Source organism: Mycobacterium sp. SMC-17 (assembly GCF_045310915.1).
GTDB lineage: Bacteria > Actinomycetota > Actinomycetes > Mycobacteriales > Mycobacteriaceae > Mycobacterium.
In genome coordinates this window covers 122,859-138,553 of record NZ_JBJIAK010000006.1, presented here as the reverse complement: position 1 = coordinate 138,553, position 15,695 = coordinate 122,859, and the positions used below count along the sequence as shown (strand labels likewise).

Below are 15,695 nucleotides of genomic sequence, written 5' to 3'. Positions count from 1 at the left end.
GACGCGTTGGTGGGCGCCGTCAGGTCACTCGACGCGAAGCCCTGACACGCGCCAATTGATCTGCGGCAGCGGGTGATTCGTTGCCGCAGATCAACTCGCCGTGCAGTACCGGCTGTCAGACCCGGAAAACCCGAGCCGCGTTCCCGCCGAGGTAGAGGTCGCGCGCCTCGGCATCGAGGTCCAGGCTGTCAAGCCGTTCCAGACACCGCTCGGCGGACAGCATGGGCCAGTTGGTGCCGAAAAGCACTCGGGCGCGGCCGGATCCGCGCATGTAGTCCACGAGCGCCGCGGGTAGGCGGTGCACGGCGTAGGCCGAGGTGTCGATGTAGAAGTTCGGAAACTTCTTGGCCAGGAACAGGACCTCGTCGATCCACGGTGCGCCGACATGGCCACCGATGACCACGAGTTCCGGGAACTCGAGCAGAACCGTCTCGAGGTAGGGGATCGGCCGGCCGGGTTCGGACGGGCACAGCGGGCCGGTGTGCCCGATCTGCGTGCAGAACGGGATGCCGAGTTCGACGCAGGCCTGCAGCAGCGGATAGTAGCGGCGGTCATCGGGTGGCAGGTTCCACAGCCATGGGACGACCCGCAGTGCCACCATGCCCAGTTCGGTTACCGCCCTGCGTAATTCGCGGACGGCGTCGACCGGACGGGTGAGGTCCACGGCGGCGACGCCGGCGAACCGATCGGGATGTGCGCGCACGTGCGCCGCCGTCTCGTCGTTGTCGATCAGTGCGCCGTGCGGCCCGACCCAGGCGCACAACAACGACTTCTCGACGCCGGCGTCATCCATCGCCTTCAGGGTGACGTCGATGGGCAGGGCCGGCAGGTCTTCCTGGCGGGTCCAGCGCAGCAGCGGCCGAAGCCAGGGCTGCCGCATGAACAACTCGTTCGGCTGCTGGGACCACGCGTCGATCACTCGTGTCATACTCCAATTACTTCACTAGTGAAGTAATAATGCAAGAGTGGATCCGAAACACAGGTCACCGGCAGGCAGGCGGCGCGCGTACTTCCAGCTGCAGACCGTCGCGCAGCGGCTGCGCACCACCGCCGACCGGCTGTTCACCGAGGAGGCCGGCATCACGACGGCGCAGGCTGCCGCACTGATGCTCATCGCGAACCACGCCGGATGTCGCCAGTCGCTCATCGCGGCACAGCTCGGCCAGCGGGAATCGGCGGTCACGGCGATGGTTGGCCGGCTGGAGACCGCGGGGTTCGTCGAGCGCAGGGCCAGCCAGAGCGACGGCCGCGCCTGGGAGCTGTGGCCGACCGAATCCGGCGCGGACGCGCTCCGGCGACTGGACGCCGCGCTGGCCACCGTCAACGATTACATCGACGAGGCCTTCGGGGTCGACGAGGTCGACGGCGTCGTCGACGCACTGCTGCGGTTGAGCGATCTCCTCGACGGCGCTACTCAGTTGTAGTGCGTCGTCGCGCAGGCGGTCGGCGTCGTGAGGTTCACGCCGGGGTAGGTGACCTGAATGTCGGCGCAGGCAATGAAATTAGCCTCGGTGTTGGGCCTGCCGGTCCGCACATCGAGCGTCAGCGACGTGCCGTCGACCGCGAACTCCTCGAACGTGCCGCCACCGTTGAACGTGACCGAGACCAGAGCGCTGTTCTGCGACTTGAGCTGCCGCGAGTTCACCGGGCCGTTCCACGAGCCGCGGTTGATCGGCGGGGCTCCGGTCGGTGCGCTGTACGAGACGTCTTGGTACACATTGCGGTTGGAGCTGCGCAGCGTGATGTTCTCGCGCGCCCAGGTGTTCGGCGGCAGCGGAACCGGATTGCCCCCGACGACCAGGTTGGCGGCGGTGTTGAAGGTGCACGCACCTCCCGAGCACTGTGCCGTCACGTGAATCTGAATCTTCGTGGCGTCGTCGACGGGCACGAAGGCGTCGGCCGAATTGACTGCGGCAGCAGCCGTCGCGGGGGACATCAGAGCCGTCGCGGTCAGCACAGCGGCCGCGGTTGCTGCGGTAAGCCGGTTCACAGTCAAGAAAGTAATCCGTTCGCTACTCGTCGTAGGTGACTTCGACGGAATCCGTCTTGGGCACCGCCTGGCAACCGAGGATGAGGCCCTCTTCGAGGTCGGACGGCTCCAACACGTCGTTGATCGCCATGTCGACGTCGCCCTTCTTCATCAGCACCGCACATGCCCCGCAGTGCCCCTCGCGGCAGGAGAACGGTGCGTCCAGTCCCTTGTCGAGCAGCACGTCGAGCAGCACGGCCTTGCGCGGCCACTGCAACTCGTGCGTCTCACCGTCGAGCGTGACGATTGCGGTGGCCGGGCCCTCATCGCTGTCATCCTCGGCGAGCACGACGGCGGCGAACGGGTCGGAGTCCAGTGACTGGAACACCTCGAGGTGGACATTGCTCTTGTCGGCGCCCGACTTGAGGAGCGCCTCCTCGGCGGCGGCCATGAACGGGGCCGGGCCGCAGATGAACGTCTCGCGTGTGGTGTAGGGCGCCAGCTGCGTGGCCAGGATGGTCGGGTTGGGCAGGCCCTGCACCGACTCGAGCCAGTGCACGACGGACAGCCGGTCGGGGTACAGCGACGTCAGTTCGCGCAGCGCCTTGCCGAAGATCACCGACTTCTCGTCGCGGTTGGCGTAGAACAGCGTCACCTTGCCGGTGCCCTCGGACAGCGCGGACTTGAGGATCGACAGCATCGGCGTGATGCCGCTACCGCCGGCCAGCAGCAGGAAGTCGGTGTCGAGGTTCTTGGGGACGAACGTGCCGGACGGCGCCAGCACGTGCATCCGCATGCCGACATGTGCGTTGTCGCACAGCCAGTTCGACGCGTAGCCGTCCGCGGTGCGCTTGACCGCGACGGTCAGCGCCTCGTCGGCATGCGGCGAGCTGCACAGGGAGTAGCAGCGGGCGACCGATCCGGTGCGGGTGCTCGGGACGCGCAGGGTCAGGAACTGACCGGGGGAGTACTTCAGTCGCTCTGGCGGGATGTCGCTGCCTTCGGGCGTCTTGAACACCAAGACGCGCGCGTCGTTCGTCTCGGCGACGACATCGGCCACCACAAGTTCCAGCACGTGGCTGCCCAGCGGCTCGTCCACAACGATCACCCTTCGTTCGAACCGGCCTGACGGCCAGTAACTAGAACAGGTTACAAAAGTGCAGTTATGCGGGTCTACCTGCTGCAGTACCGCCATGCTCGACACAAATCGTAACGTGTTCTAATCTTCTGTCTAGACGACCACTCCCCGGGAGGCAATCCGTGACGTCAATTGAACAACTCGACGTGCAGGCCGTGCTGGCTGGCATCGACGACCTGCTGCCGGTGCTGCGCGAACGCGCACAGCTGACCGAGGACCTGCGCCAGGTGCCGCAGGAGTCTATCGACAGTCTGAACGAGATCGGCTTCTTCAAACTGCTGCAGCCCGCCCAGTGGGACGGCCTCGAGGCCGACCCCACCGTGTTCTACGAGGCGGTCCGCCGCATCGCCAGCGCCTGCGGTTCCACCGGCTGGGTCGCGTCGATCATCGGCGTGCACAACTGGCACCTGGCGCTGTTCGATCAGCAGGCCCAGGAAGACGTCTGGGGCGAGGACTCGACCGTCCGCATCTCCTCGTCCTACGCCCCGATGGGCGCCGGCGTGGTGACCGAGACCGGCGACGGCTACATCGTCAACGGCGCGTGGAACTGGTCCTCCGGTTCGGAGCACGCCACCTGGGCGTTCCTCGGCGGCCCGGTCATCAAGGACGGCCGCCCGGTCGACTTCGGCAGCTTCCTGATCCCGCGCACCGAATACACCATCGACGACGTGTGGAACGTGGTCGGCCTGCGTGGCACCGGCAGCAACACCATCGTCGTCAAGGACGTCTTCGTGCCGCGGCACCGCTTCCTGTCCTACAAGTCGATGAACGACGGCACCGCCGGCGGCTACCAGACCAACACCGCCCCGGTCTACAAGATGCCGTGGGGCACCGTGCACCCCACCACCATCTCCGCCCCGATCGTCGGCATGGCCTACGGTGCCTACGCCGCGCACGTCGAGCACCAGGGCAAGCGCGTCCGTGCCGCGTTCGCCGGTGAGAAGTCCAAGGACGACCCGTTCGCCAAGGTCCGCATCGCCGAGGCCGCCAGCGACATCGACGCCGCCTGGCGCCAGCTGATCGGCAACGTCGCCGACGAGTACGCCCTGCTGGTCGCCGGCAAGGAGATTCCGTTCGAGCTGCGGGCCCGTGCCCGTCGTGACCAGGTGCGCGCCACCGGCCGCGCCATCGCGTCCGTCGACCGCCTCTTCGAGGCCGCCGGCGCCACCGCCCTGGCCAACGGCACCCCGCTGCAGCGCTTCTGGCGCGACGCCCACGCCGGCCGCGTGCACGCCGCCAACGAGCCCGAGCGCGCCTACCTGATCTTCGGTAACAACGAGTTCGGTCTGCCCCCGGCCGACACCATGGTCTGATGACCGCCGCGGTATCCGAGGTCACTTTCGAGTCCACTTCGCGGTATGCGCAGGTGAGCGATGATTTGCGCCTGCACTACCACGAGGCCGGCGACCCGGCCGCCGAGACGATCGTGCTGCTGCACGGCGGCGGCCCGGGTGCGTCGAGCTGGTCGAACTTCTCGAAGAACATCGCGGTGTTGGCCGAGCGGTTCCACGTGCTGGCCGTCGACCAGCCGGGCTACGGATATTCGGACAAGCCCACCGACCACGTGCAGTACCACCGCCACAGCGCGACGGCGCTGCTGGCGCTGTTCGACCACCTCGGTATCGAACGGGCGGCGCTGGTGGGCAATTCGCTCGGCGGTGGCACGGCGGTCCGGTTCGCGCTGGATCATCCGGAGCGGGCCGGCCGGCTGGTGCTGATGGGCCCCGGCGGGCTGAGCGTCAACCTGTTCGCGCCCGATCCCACCGAGGGCGTGAAGCTGCTCGGCAAGTTCGCCTACGCACCGACGCGCGAGACCCTCGAGGCGTTCGTGCGGATCATGGTCTTCGACCAGAGCCTGGTCACGCCGGAGCTGATCGACGAGCGGTTCGCCATCGCCAGCACGCCCGAGTCGCTCGCCGCACTGCGCGCGATGGTCAAGTCCTTCGCGGGGCCGGACTACGAGCTCGGCATGATGTGGCGCGAAGTGCACAAGCTGCGGCAGCGGGTACTGCTGATCTGGGGCCGTGAGGATCGGGTCAACCCGCTCGACGGCGCGTTGGTGGCGCTCAAGCAGATTCCTCGGGTCCAGCTGCACGTGTTCGGTCAGTGCGGCCACTGGGCACAACTAGAGAAGTTCGACGAGTTCAACAAGCTGACCCTCGATTTTCTGGGCGGCTAGAGGAGACATGGCATGACGACGATCAAGGCCCTCGGCTACATGCGCATCGAGGCCACCGATGTGGCGGCCTGGCGCGAGTTCGGGCTCAAGGTGCTCGGCATGATGGAGGGCGAGGGCACCAATCCCGATGCCCTCTACCTGCGGATGGACGACGTCGCGGCGCGTCTGGTGATCGTGCCCGGCGAGAAGGATCGCCTGTTGGCCTCGGGCTGGGAGGTCGCCGACGCGCCTGCCCTCGAGCAGCTGAAGGAAACCCTCAGCGCCCACGGCGTCCCGTTCAAGGAAGGGACTAAGGAAGAACTGCTCGACCGCAAGGTCGAGGGCATGATCAGCTTCCAGGACCCGGCCGACAACACCCTCGAGGTCTACTACGGCATCCAGTACCTGGGTCGTCGCTTCGTCAGCCCCTACGGCCACAAGTTCGTCACCGCCGAGCAGGGCCTCGGCCACGTCGTGCTCACCTGCAATGACGACGCCGCGGCGCAGGCGTTCTACCAGGACGTGCTGGGCTTCCGGCTGCGCGACTCGATGCGGCTGCCCCCGCAGATCGCGGGCCGCCCGGCCGACGGCGACCCGGTGTGGCTGCGCTTCTACGGCTGCAACCCGCGCCACCACGCGCTGGCGTTCATGCCCATGCCCAACCCGACGGGCATCGTGCACCTGATGGTCGAGGTGGAGAACTCCGACGACGTCGGCCTGTGCCTGGACCGCGCCAACCGTAAGAAGGTCAAGATGTCGGCCACGCTGGGCCGGCACATCAACGACAAGATGCTGTCCTTCTACATGAAGACGCCGGGTGGCTTCGACATGGAATTCGGTTGCGAGGGCCTCGAAGTCGAGGACGAGAGCTGGATCGCGCGCGAGAGCGTCGGCATCAGCCTCTGGGGTCACGACTTCAGCGTCGGGTTCAAGTAGGCTCGCGCGGCATGACTTCGACCCCGCAGATCGACCCCCGCACATTCCGTAATGTGCTCGGGCAGTTCTGTACCGGCATCACCGTCATCACCACCGTGAATGACGGTGTGCCGGTCGGTTTCGCCTGCCAGTCGTTCGCTGCCCTGTCACTGGACCCGCCGCTGGTCCTGTTCTGCCCGACAAAGCAGTCCCGGGCCTGGAAGGCCATCGAGGCCAGTGGCAAGTTCTGCGTCAACATGCTGCACGAGAACCAGCAGCACGTCTCGGCGCAGTTCGGCTCCAGGGCCGAGGACAAGTTCGCCGGGATCGATTGGAGCCCTTCGGGATTGGGCTCCCCGGTGCTCGACGGCACGCTCGCCCACATCGACTGCACGGTGCACTCGGTCCACGACGGCGGCGACCACTTCGTGGTGTTCGGCGCGGTGCAGTCCATGTCCGAGCCGCAGGCCATCAAGCCGCGTCCGCTGCTGTTCTACCGCGGCGAGTACACCGGCATCGAGCCGGACAAGAACACCCCGGCGCAATGGCGCGACGATCTGGATGCGTTTCTCACCACGACGACCGAGGACACCTGGCTATAGTCGCGCAATGAGCGCGCCGATCCGGTCCGGATTGCGTCGGGTCGTCCTGGCTTCCATGGCCGGCACCGTCGTGGAGTGGTACGAGTTCTTCCTGTACGGCACCGCAGCCACCCTGGTGTTCAGCAAGGTGTTCTTCGGGCAGAGCGGCAGCGATCTCGATGCCATCTTCGCGGCCTTCGTCACCTACGCGGTTGGCTTCGTCGCCCGGCCGCTGGGTGGCGTGGTGTTCGGTCACTTCGGCGACAAGTTCGGCCGCAAGACTCTGCTGCAGTTCTCGTTGCTGCTGGTCGGTTCGGCCACGTTCCTCATGGGCTGCCTGCCGACCTATGGACAGATCGGCTACTGGGCGCCGGCGCTCCTGGTGGTGCTGCGGTTCATCCAGGGCTTCGCGGTCGGCGGCGAGTGGGGCGGCGCGGTGCTCCTGGTCGCCGAGCACAGTCCCGCCCAGAGCCGCGGATTCTGGTCCAGTTGGCCACAGGCCGGGGTGCCGGTCGGCAACATCCTGGCGACCGTCGTGCTACTGACGCTGACGAAGACGTTGTCCGAGCCGGAGTTCCTGTCGTGGGGCTGGCGGGTCGCGTTCTGGCTGTCGGCGGTCGTGGTGCTGGTTGGTTACTACATCCGTACCAAGGTCACCGATGCGCCGATTTTCGTTGCGGCACAAGAAGAAGCCGAGCGCGTCAAGGCATCGTCGATGAGCGTCGTCGAGGTGCTCCGGTACTACCCGGGCAAGGTGCTGACCGCCATGGGGCTGCGGTTCGCCGAGAACATCATGTACTACCTGGTGGTCACGTTCTCGATCACGTATCTGAAAGTGCATGCGGGCGTGAGCACTTCGCTGATCCTGTGGTACCTGCTGGTGGCCCACGCGGTGCACCTGGTGGCAATCCCGTTGGTGGGCAGGCTCTCCGACCGCATCGGCCGTCGCCCCGTCTACCTCATCGGGACGCTGCTGACCGCCGCCTGGGGCTTCGTCGCGTTCCCGATGATGGACAGCAAGCACTACTTCGTCATCATGACGGCGATCACCGCGGGCCTGGTCGCGCATGCGTTCATGTACGCGCCGCAACCGGCGCTGATGTCGGAGATGTTCCCGACCCGGATGCGCTATTCCGGTGTTTCCCTTGGCTATCAGGTGACGGCGATCTTCGCCGGGTCACTCGCACCGATCATCGCGGTGCGGTTGCTGAAGGACTACCACTCGTCGGTGCCGATCGCGATCTACCTGGCCGGGGCCTGCGTGGTGACGCTCGTGGCGCTGGCGTTCGCGCACGAGACCAAGGGCATCGACCTGGCGGATGTGGATCGGGCCGACAATGAGCGCGTTGTTGCCGCCGGCGTGCCCCGTCCGTGACGGTTCGCGCGCCGAGTGTGCGTACAGATCGTCATATCCGTGGCTGAGACGCGCTGTACGCACACTCGCGCTGAACCCTGATTCAGCGACTTCGCGAGTGTGCGTACAGATCGTCGGATCCGCGGTTGCGCCGCTCTGACTGCACATTCGTGTGCGTGAATGTGCTGGGCACTTGACAAGCAAATGCCTTGTGGGCGTTGACCGTGCGCGGGCGCATGCAAAGTGCGAGAAGCGAAGACCCAGGGCGCACGATCAACATGTGGCCGACGGGAAAGGTCGACTACGACTCGTCCTGCATCGCGGCTTCCCACAGCCCGCGGCCCAGCTCCGACAGCCGCAGCGCAAGCTTCTCGACGCGCGCGGGGAAGGGGCCCCGCGAGGCGTCCTTGATGGCCTTCAACACCATCGACTCCGCGCTGAGAATCTCGTAGTCGGCCTTCAGCTCGGGGTCCTCGGGAACGGTCTCGACCAGCCCGAGCGCCAGCAGGTGGCTGACGTACTGCGGCACCATCTGCGGCAGCGCGACGTTGGCGGTGCGGCCGATCAGGCACGCGTTCTCCAGCGTCGCGACGCTGCGGTTCCGCGGGTAGATGTTCACCAGCGGCGACGACTCGTTGTCGGACAGCGCGCCGATGATGCGGGCCTCGTCGGCAACCAGCTGATCGAGCAGCCGGTGATAGAGCTCGGTCTTCCCGTCGGCAGTGCTCTGGTCGATGGCGCGGTCCAGCAGGCCGCCGAGCTTGCCGTGCAGGGACTCCTTGGCGGGCTGTTTCTGCGGGGCGGGTGCCGGCGTGCGTTCGGGGGCCATCTCGATGGCCTCGACGGTGGTCTTGGTCGCGATCGCAATCTGCTCGCCACCCCAGGCGGCAAGCTTGAAACCGAACTTCGCGACGCCGAGGGCGCGGTTGGCCAGGCCGAGCGGATCGAATCGCTTCGGGATCGCCAAACCACCGCGCGGCGTCGAGATCGCGATGGCGATCTCACCGATGGGCGTGGACAGCTTGATGCCGTGCCGTTCGAGGCCCTCGCGGTTCACCGGTAAGTCGTCGGTAACTTCCGGTTCTGGGTTGTCGGTTTCCTGGGACATTGCGGACCGATGGTACCGGCCTGCCGATTGTTCTCGCCCCTTGTGTGGCAAACGCGACAGCTACCCCTGCCGGTATGCGGCAAGCCAGGGACCCAGCCGGCGCAGCGCTTCTTCGATGTCGGACTTCGGCCCGGCGAACGACAACCGAACGAACGATCCGCCGTGCTGAGTGTCGAAATCCACGCCCGGCGCGATCGCCAGGCCGGTGTCGGCCAGCAGCTTCTCGCAGAAGGTCAGGGAGTCCGTCGAGTACGCCGAAATATCGGCGTAGACGTAGAACGCGCCGTCGGCGGGTGCCAACTTGTCGAGCCCCACGTCGGCCAGCCCGGCGAGTAGCAGCGCGCGGTTCTCGGCGTAGTGGTGGACGAGGGAGTCGGCTTCGGCGATCGCCTCCGGCGTGAACGCCGCGACGGCCGCGTACTGGGGGAGTGTGGGAGGGCAGATGGAGAAGTTGCCGGTCAGGCAGTCGACGGCCCGGCGCAGCGGCTCAGGCACCAGCAGCCAGCCCAACCGCCAGCCGGTCATGGCGAAGTACTTCGAAAAGCTGTTCACCACAATGGCGTTGCGCGAGGTCTCCCAGGCGCAGCTGGTCGCGGGCGCGTCGTCGTAGATGAGCCCGTGGTACAGCTCGTCGCTGATGAGCTGCACGGAGTTGTCGTCGCACCAGGTGGCGATGGCGGCCAGATCCTCGGCAGGTAGCACCGTCCCCGTCGGGTTGTTGGGACTGGCGATGATCAGCCCCTTCACCGGCGGGTCGAGCTGCTCCAACATGGAAATGGTTGGGTGGAAACGGGTTTCGGGGCCGCATGGCACCTCGACGACCTCACAGCCCAGGGCCGACAGGATGTTGCGATAGCAGGGATAACCCGGGCTGGCGACCGCGACGCGGTCGCCGATGTCGAAGCACGACAGGAACGCGAGTAGGAATCCACCGGTGGACCCAGTGGTGATGACGACGGCGTCCGGCTCCACCTCGACGCCGTACCGGTCGAGATACGACTTGGCGATGGCCTCCCGCAGCTCGGGAATGCCCAGCGCGACGGTGTATCCGAGGTTGTCATTGGCCAGCGCCTCGGCGGCGGCGGCCCGGATGGGCGCCGGTGCCTGTGCGGCGGGTTGTCCCGCCGACAGGTTCACCAGGTCGCCGTGGCTGCGCTGGCGCTCGGCCGCGGCCAGCCACACGTCCATCACATAGAACGGTGGGATGCCTGCGCGCAGCGCTACCGGATTGGTCATACCTCGACGTTAGGCCAGAACTTCGGCTTCGAGGCGACGCAGGTGCTCCCGCGACGACCCGAGCAGCTGCGCACTGCCGTGCGCGCGCTTGAAGTAGAACTGGATGTCGCTCTCCCAGGTGATCGCGATGCCGCCGTGCATCTGGATCGCTTCGCCGGCAACGGCATTGAACGCCTCGGTGGCCATGTAGCGGGCCAGCGACGCATTCGTGGGGGTCGGGTCGGCGAGGGCGTCGTTGACGATCGAGCGGGCGGCCGAAACCTTGACGTACAGGTCCGACATGCGGTGCTTGAGCGCCTGGAAGCTGCCGATGGGCCGGCCGAACTGCACGCGGTCCTTCGAGTAGGCGACGGTCAGGTCCAGGCAGCGGCTGGCTGCGGCGACCTGCTCGACGGCCATCAGGATGGCCGCGGTGTCCGCCAGGCCGGGGTCGGCACCGAGGGTGGTGGTGCTGCCCGGGCTGACGGCCGCGAGGCGACGCGTCGGGTCCATGGTGGTGGCCGGGGCGACGGTGTTGTCGGTCCAGCGGGTCAGCTGACCGTCCTGCGCGGCGATCACCACATCGGCGACGTCGCCGTTGATGACATAGCCGGCATCGAAAACGACGGTGCCGATGGACGTGCCCTCGGCCAGGCCCTCCAGCGGCTCTTCCGCACCGACGGCGAGCAGCGCCAGTTCGGCCAGCGTGGTGCCGAGCAGCGGCGTCGGGACCAGCCCCTTGGCCAGTTCCTCGAGAACGACTGCGGCGTCACCCAATTCGCCGCCGGCGCCGCCAAGCTCCTCGGGCACGACCAGCGCCGCGGCGCCGACCTGCTCGCACAGCATCTGCCAGAGCTTCTCGTCGTAGCCCTTTTCGGACTCGATGGCGGCGCGCACGGCCTCAGGGCCTGCGTGCTTCTCGACCAGCGCTGCGACGGTGGCGCGCAGCATCTCCCGTTCTTCGCTCATGCTCACAGCCCTTCCAGTACGCGGGTCCGGTGCCACGTCGAGTCGCCCCACGCCGAGCGCAGTGCTTGCGTTCGCAGCAGCAACAGGGACAGGTCGTGTTCCTGCGTGAAACCGATGGCGCCGTGCGTCTGCAGCGACGACCGGGCGGCCAGCAGCGCGGCTTCGTTGGCGGCCACCTTGGCGGCGCTGACGTCGCGGGCCAGCGTGGGCGACCCGTCGGCCAGGGCCAGGGCCGCGCCGTAGACCAGCGGACGGGCCAGCTCGACGGCGATGTGCACGTCGGCCAGCTTGTGCTTGATGGCCTGGTACGAGCCGATCACGGTGCCGAACTGCGTGCGCTGCTTGGCGTACGCGACAGCCATGTCGAGCATCGCCTGGCCGGCGCCGACCAGCTGCGCTGCGGTGGCCAGCGCACCGAACTCGAAAGCCTTTGCCGTATCGGCCGATTGGGCCTCGCCGGTGGCGGTCACGTCGAACAGGTGACGGGCCGGGTCGACGGACTGGTGGTCGGCGCCGATGGTGGCGTCCTGCACCTGACCATCCCCGGCCAGCAGGATCAGACCGGCGGTGTCGGCGTCGACGGCCCGCGGGGCCAGCGGCGGCAGGGCGACGGTGGCGATGAGCTCGCCGGAGGCCAGGCCTTCCGATCGCTTATCTGATGCCAGCAGCACCGGAGCCACGGCAATGGATTCGGTGACCGGACCCGGCACGGCCCAGTAGCCCAGACGCTCGAGGGCGACAACCAGATCCACCGGATGCGCGCCGATGCCGTCGAGCTCTTCCGGCACGTTCAGTGCGGTGACACCCAGGTCGGCCAGGGTTGACCACACCTTGCGGCCGGGTGCGGCGTCGGCCGCCTTCTCGACCCCGCCCCACGCCCGAACGGCGGCGGGCACGTCTGCCGCACCCAGCGCGGCGTCGATGCTCGCAGCGAAATCGCGCTGCGATTCGTCCAATTCAAAGAACACGTGAACAATTCCTCTTATTTGCGGGGCAGGCCCAGCAGGCGCTCGGCGATGATGTTGCGCTGAATTTCGTTGGTACCGGCGTAGATCGGGCCGCCCAGGGCGAACAGCAATCCTTCGGTCCAGTGGTCGTACAGCTCGGCGTCGGGGCCGCGCAGGTCGAGTGCGGTCTGGTGCAGGGCGACGTCGAGGTCGGACCAGAACACCTTGGTCACCGAGGACTCGGCGCCCAGCTCGCCGCCGTTGGCCAACCGGGTGACGGTGCCGAAGGTGTGGAGGCGGTAGGCCTGGGCCTTGATCCAGGCGTCGGCGACGCGCTCGGCGTAGGCCGGGTTCTTGTCGGTCTTCCATTGCGCGACAAGGTGTTCGGCCGGGGCGACGAAGCGGGCCGGGCTGCGCAGCGACATGCCGCGCTCGTTGCTCGACGTGCTCATGGCGGCGGTCCAGCCGCCATGCACCTGACCGATGACGTCCTCGTCGGGCACGAACACGTCGTCGAGGAAGATCTCGCCGAAGCCGGTCTCACCACCCAGCTGGGCGATGGGCCGGACGGTGATGCCCTCGGCCTTGAGGTCGAACATGAAGTACGTCAGACCCTTGTGGCGCTGCGCTTCCGGGTCGGAGCGGAACAGGCCGAAACCGCGCTCGCCGAACGGGGCGCGCGAGCTCCAGATCTTCTGGCCGTTGAGCTTCCAGCCGCCGTCGACCTTGGTCGCGGTCGAGCGCAGGGACGCCAGGTCGCTACCCGACTCGGGCTCGGACCAGGCCTGGGCCCAGATCTCTTCGCCGGAAGCCATTTTCGGCAGTACGCGCTGCAGCTGCTCCTTGGTGCCGTGCGCGAACAGCGTCGGCGCCAGCATCGCGGTGCCGTTGGCCGAAGCCCGGCCGGGGGCGCCGGACTTGAAGTACTCCTCCTCGTACACCACCCACTGCAGCATGGTGGCGTCGCGGCCGCCGTACTCCTTGGGCCACGCGATGACCGACAGGCCGGCGTCGAAAAGCACCTTGTCCCAGGCACGGTGCTGCTCGAAGCCCTCGAGGGTGTCGTAGGACTTGGTGGGGAACTTGTCCCTGTTGGCCGCCAGGAAGTCGCGGACCTCGGCCCGGAACTCCTCGGTTTCGTCGTCGAATGTCAGATCCATTTACCGATTCATCTCTCGCAGTTGTGGTTTGACCACTTTGCCCCCAGGGTTGCGTGGCAGCGTCTCGAGGAACGCCACCGAACGCGGCGTCTTGAAGTTAGCCAAATGTTCTTTGGTGTAGGTCTGCGGTGGGGTCTGCCGACCGGGCTGCTGGGTGCCGTCGGACCCACTCATTGGAACTCCCTCTAACAAAGCAAGTGCTTGGTAGGTTAGCCTATAAGGGTGATAGAGGTCCAGACGTTCCGGGCGGAGGTCCGGCAATGGCTCGCAGACAATCTCGTCGGTGAATTCGCAGCTCTCAAAGGTCTTGGTGGCCCCGGCCGTGAGCACGAGGCATACGAAGAACGACGCGCGTGGAACCAGCACCTTGCCGCGGCAGGCCTGACCTGCCTGGGCTGGCCTGAGGAGCACGGTGGCCGCGGGTTGTCGGTCGCGCACCGCGTCGCCTTCTACGAGGAGTACGCCAAGGCGGACGCCCCGGACAAGGTCAACCACCTCGGTGAGGAACTGCTCGGCCCGACGCTCATCGCGTACGGCACCGAAGAGCAGAAGAAGCGTTTCCTGCCGAACATCCTCAACGTCACCGAGCTGTGGGCCCAGGGTTACTCCGAGCCCGGCGCCGGCAGCGACCTGGCCAACGTCTCGACGTCGGCCGAACTCGTCGGCGACGAGTGGGTCATCAACGGTCAGAAGGTCTGGACCTCGCTGGCGCACTGGGCGCAGTGGTGCTTCGTGGTGGCCCGCACCGAGAAGGGCTCGAAGCGTCACCATGGCCTCTCCTACCTGTTGGTGCCGCTGGACCAGCCGGGCGTCGAGATCCGCCCGATCGTCCAGCTGACCGGCGACTCCGAATTCAACGAGGTGTTTTTCGACGACGCCCGCACCGAGGCGTCGCTCGTCGTCGGTGAGCCAGGGCAGGGCTGGGGCGTCGCGATGGCGACGCTCACGTTCGAGCGCGGCGTTTCCACACTGGGCCAGCAGATCCGTTACAAGCGCGAGCTCGAAGGCCTGATCGGTGTCGCCAAGACCACCGGCGCCATCGACGATCCGCTGATCCGGCACAAGCTGACCGAGTCGTGGACCGGCCTGCAAGCCATGCGGTCCTACGCCATGGCGACCATGGACGTCGAGCAGCCCGGTCAGGACAACGTGTCAAAGCTGTTGTGGGCCAACTGGCATCGCGAGCTCGGTGAGATCGCCATGGACGTGCAGGGCATGGCCGGGCTGACGCTGCCCGGCGGCGAGTTCGACGAGTGGCAGCGCCTCTACCTGTTCTCGCGTTCGGACACCATCTACGGCGGGTCCAACGAAATTCAGCGCAACATCATCGCCGAGCGCGTGCTCGGCCTACCCCGAGAGGCCAAGGGCTGATGGATCTTTCAGTTGCTCCTACCGAGGTTGAGGGCCACGGCCTGCTGAAGGGCAAGGTCGTCCTCGTCACGGCCGCCGCCGGCACGGGCATCGGCTCGTCCACCGCCCGTCGCGCACTGCTGGAGGGCGCCGACGTCGTGGTGTCCGACTACCACGAGCGTCGCCTGGGCGAAACGCGTGACCAGCTGGCCGCTCTCGGCCTGGGCAAGGTCGAGGCCGTCGTCTGCGACGTCACCTCGACCGAGGCTGTCGACGCCTTGATCACCGCGGCCGTCGAGAAGATGGGCCGGCTGGACGTCCTGGTCAACAACGCCGGCCTCGGCGGGGAGACCCCGCTGGTCGACATGACCGACGACGAGTGGGACCGCGTCCTCAACGTCACTCTGAACTCGGTGATGCGCGCGACCCGCGCCGCGCTGCGGTACTTCCGCGGCGTCGAGCACGGCGGTGTGATCGTCAATAACGCCAGCGTGCTGGGCTGGCGCGCGCAGCACTCGCAGTCGCACTACGCCGCAGCCAAGGCCGGCGTCATGGCCCTGACTCGTTGCAGCGCAATCGAAGCCGTCGAGTACGGCGTCCGCATCAACGCGGTGTCGCCGAGCATCGCGCGGCACAAGTTCTTGGAGAAGTCGGCGTCCGCGGATCTGCTGGACCGGCTGTCCTCGGACGAGGCCTTCGGCCGCGCCGCCGAGCCGTGGGAGATCGCGTCGACCATCGCCTTCCTGGCCAGCGACTACTCCAGCTACCTGACCGGCGAGATCATTTCGGTGTCGAGCCAGCGGGCGTAGTTTTCATCCGGCCGCGAGGTTC

16 protein-coding genes and 1 pseudogene are annotated in these 15,695 nt (G+C 67.0%); 8 read left to right on the top strand and 9 right to left on the bottom strand.

What is annotated here, in order from left to right:
• Positions 1-115 precede the first annotated feature (115 nt).
• Positions 116-928: an amidohydrolase family protein gene (locus ACJH7A_RS06560; RefSeq protein WP_406801623.1), complete on the bottom strand. Its 813-nt coding sequence runs from the start codon at positions 926-928 to the stop codon at positions 116-118.
• Between the two features lie 37 nt (positions 929-965).
• Here ACJH7A_RS06560 and ACJH7A_RS06555 point away from each other — a divergent pair, with 37 nt between their 5' ends.
• Positions 966-1,424 carry a MarR family winged helix-turn-helix transcriptional regulator gene (locus ACJH7A_RS06555; protein WP_406801622.1) on the top strand — a complete coding sequence of 153 codons (459 nt, stop codon included), beginning with the start codon at positions 966-968 and terminating at the stop codon, positions 1,422-1,424.
• Here ACJH7A_RS06555 and ACJH7A_RS06550 read toward each other — a convergent pair.
• Complete coding sequence (locus ACJH7A_RS06550) at positions 1,415-1,990, bottom strand: hypothetical protein (protein ID WP_133426406.1); 576 nt, start codon at positions 1,988-1,990, stop codon at positions 1,415-1,417. The two genes, ACJH7A_RS06555 and ACJH7A_RS06550, sit on opposite strands and share 10 nt — an antisense overlap.
• Positions 1,991-2,012: 22 nt before the next feature.
• Complete coding sequence (locus ACJH7A_RS06545) at positions 2,013-3,074, bottom strand: ferredoxin--NADP reductase (protein ID WP_133426475.1); 1,062 nt, start codon at positions 3,072-3,074, stop codon at positions 2,013-2,015.
• Positions 3,075-3,229: 155 nt separating this feature from the next.
• On the opposite strand from ACJH7A_RS06545, the gene hsaA reads away from it, so the two are divergent.
• From hsaA to ACJH7A_RS06520, 5 genes are read left to right on the top strand one after another with little or no spacing between them, the layout of a single operon-like run.
• On the top strand, positions 3,230-4,420 hold the full coding sequence (gene hsaA / locus ACJH7A_RS06540; protein WP_406801621.1) for a 3-hydroxy-9,10-secoandrosta-1,3,5(10)-triene-9,17-dione monooxygenase oxygenase subunit: 1,191 nt from the start codon (positions 3,230-3,232) through the stop codon (positions 4,418-4,420).
• A complete protein-coding gene (hsaD, locus tag ACJH7A_RS06535; RefSeq protein ID WP_133426407.1) occupies positions 4,420-5,286 on the top strand; it encodes a 4,5:9,10-diseco-3-hydroxy-5,9,17-trioxoandrosta-1(10),2-diene-4-oate hydrolase in 867 nt (288 codons plus the stop codon). Before hsaA ends, hsaD begins: the two co-directional genes overlap by 1 nt.
• Positions 5,287-5,298: 12 nt before the next feature.
• Positions 5,299-6,201 (top strand): iron-dependent extradiol dioxygenase HsaC, encoded by a 903-nt coding sequence (gene hsaC, locus ACJH7A_RS06530; protein ID WP_064984852.1) that lies wholly within the window; start codon positions 5,299-5,301, stop codon positions 6,199-6,201.
• Between the two features lie 11 nt (positions 6,202-6,212).
• Positions 6,213-6,782 carry a 3-hydroxy-9,10-secoandrosta-1,3,5(10)-triene-9,17-dione monooxygenase reductase subunit gene (gene hsaB / locus ACJH7A_RS06525; RefSeq protein ID WP_133426408.1) on the top strand — a complete coding sequence of 190 codons (570 nt, stop codon included), beginning with the start codon at positions 6,213-6,215 and terminating at the stop codon, positions 6,780-6,782.
• Positions 6,783-6,789: 7 nt separating this feature from the next.
• On the top strand, positions 6,790-8,136 hold the full coding sequence (locus ACJH7A_RS06520; protein WP_406801620.1) for an MFS transporter: 1,347 nt from the start codon (positions 6,790-6,792) through the stop codon (positions 8,134-8,136).
• A 280-nt stretch (positions 8,137-8,416) separates the two neighbouring features.
• Here ACJH7A_RS06520 and ACJH7A_RS06515 read toward each other — a convergent pair whose 3' ends face one another.
• The 6 genes and pseudogenes from ACJH7A_RS06515 to ACJH7A_RS06490 all read right to left on the bottom strand — a co-directional run.
• The gene (locus tag ACJH7A_RS06515) at positions 8,417-9,223 is read right to left on the bottom strand and encodes an Abi-alpha family protein (RefSeq protein ID WP_406801619.1); all 807 of its coding nucleotides are present in this window, start codon (positions 9,221-9,223) and stop codon (positions 8,417-8,419) included.
• A 60-nt stretch (positions 9,224-9,283) separates the two neighbouring features.
• The gene (locus tag ACJH7A_RS06510) at positions 9,284-10,459 is read right to left on the bottom strand and encodes a pyridoxal phosphate-dependent aminotransferase (protein WP_406801618.1); all 1,176 of its coding nucleotides are present in this window, start codon (positions 10,457-10,459) and stop codon (positions 9,284-9,286) included.
• 9 nt (positions 10,460-10,468) lie between these two features.
• Positions 10,469-11,407, bottom strand: a complete 939-nt coding sequence (locus ACJH7A_RS06505; protein WP_406774109.1) for an acyl-CoA dehydrogenase family protein — start codon at positions 11,405-11,407, stop codon at positions 10,469-10,471.
• Between the two features lie 2 nt (positions 11,408-11,409).
• The gene (locus ACJH7A_RS06500; protein ID WP_406774110.1) at positions 11,410-12,375 is read right to left on the bottom strand and encodes an acyl-CoA dehydrogenase family protein; all 966 of its coding nucleotides are present in this window, start codon (positions 12,373-12,375) and stop codon (positions 11,410-11,412) included.
• A gap of 14 nt (positions 12,376-12,389) precedes the next feature.
• The gene (locus ACJH7A_RS06495) at positions 12,390-13,514 is read right to left on the bottom strand and encodes an acyl-CoA dehydrogenase family protein (RefSeq protein ID WP_406774111.1); all 1,125 of its coding nucleotides are present in this window, start codon (positions 13,512-13,514) and stop codon (positions 12,390-12,392) included.
• A pseudogene (locus ACJH7A_RS06490) lies at positions 13,515-13,634 on the bottom strand (hypothetical protein); the annotation flags it as partial. It abuts the gene before it with no gap.
• Between the two features lie 102 nt (positions 13,635-13,736).
• On the opposite strand from ACJH7A_RS06490, the gene ipdE1 reads away from it, so the two are divergent.
• Both ipdE1 and ipdF read left to right on the top strand, forming a co-directional pair.
• Positions 13,737-14,885: an acyl-CoA dehydrogenase IpdE1 gene (gene ipdE1, locus ACJH7A_RS06485; protein WP_133426415.1), complete on the top strand. Its 1,149-nt coding sequence runs from the start codon at positions 13,737-13,739 to the stop codon at positions 14,883-14,885.
• Positions 14,885-15,673, top strand: a complete 789-nt coding sequence (ipdF, locus tag ACJH7A_RS06480; protein ID WP_318985431.1) for a (5R,7aS)-5-hydroxy-7a-methyl-1-oxo-2,3,5,6,7,7a-hexahydro-1H-indene-carboxyl-CoA reductase — start codon at positions 14,885-14,887, stop codon at positions 15,671-15,673. The genes ipdE1 and ipdF overlap by 1 nt, the downstream gene beginning before the upstream one ends.
• The last annotated feature ends 22 nt before the right edge of the window (positions 15,674-15,695 follow it).

Excerpts from the sequence above, each read along its gene's own strand:
- ACJH7A_RS06560 (WP_406801623.1), bottom strand. The coding sequence starts at position 928 with ATGACACGAGTGATCGACGCGTGGTCCCAGCAGCCGAACGAGTTGTTC.
- hsaD (WP_133426407.1), top strand. The coding sequence starts at position 4,420 with ATGACCGCCGCGGTATCCGAGGTCACTTTCGAGTCCACTTCGCGGTAT.
- hsaC (WP_064984852.1), top strand. The coding sequence starts at position 5,299 with ATGACGACGATCAAGGCCCTCGGCTACATGCGCATCGAGGCCACCGAT.
- hsaB (WP_133426408.1), top strand. The coding sequence starts at position 6,213 with ATGACTTCGACCCCGCAGATCGACCCCCGCACATTCCGTAATGTGCTC.
- ACJH7A_RS06520 (WP_406801620.1), top strand. The coding sequence starts at position 6,790 with ATGAGCGCGCCGATCCGGTCCGGATTGCGTCGGGTCGTCCTGGCTTCC.
- ACJH7A_RS06515 (WP_406801619.1), bottom strand. The coding sequence starts at position 9,223 with ATGTCCCAGGAAACCGACAACCCAGAACCGGAAGTTACCGACGACTTA.
- ACJH7A_RS06510 (WP_406801618.1), bottom strand. The coding sequence starts at position 10,459 with ATGACCAATCCGGTAGCGCTGCGCGCAGGCATCCCACCGTTCTATGTG.
- ACJH7A_RS06505 (WP_406774109.1), bottom strand. The coding sequence starts at position 11,407 with ATGAGCGAAGAACGGGAGATGCTGCGCGCCACCGTCGCAGCGCTGGTC.
- ACJH7A_RS06495 (WP_406774111.1), bottom strand. The coding sequence starts at position 13,514 with ATGGATCTGACATTCGACGACGAAACCGAGGAGTTCCGGGCCGAGGTC.
- ipdF (WP_318985431.1), top strand. The coding sequence starts at position 14,885 with ATGGATCTTTCAGTTGCTCCTACCGAGGTTGAGGGCCACGGCCTGCTG.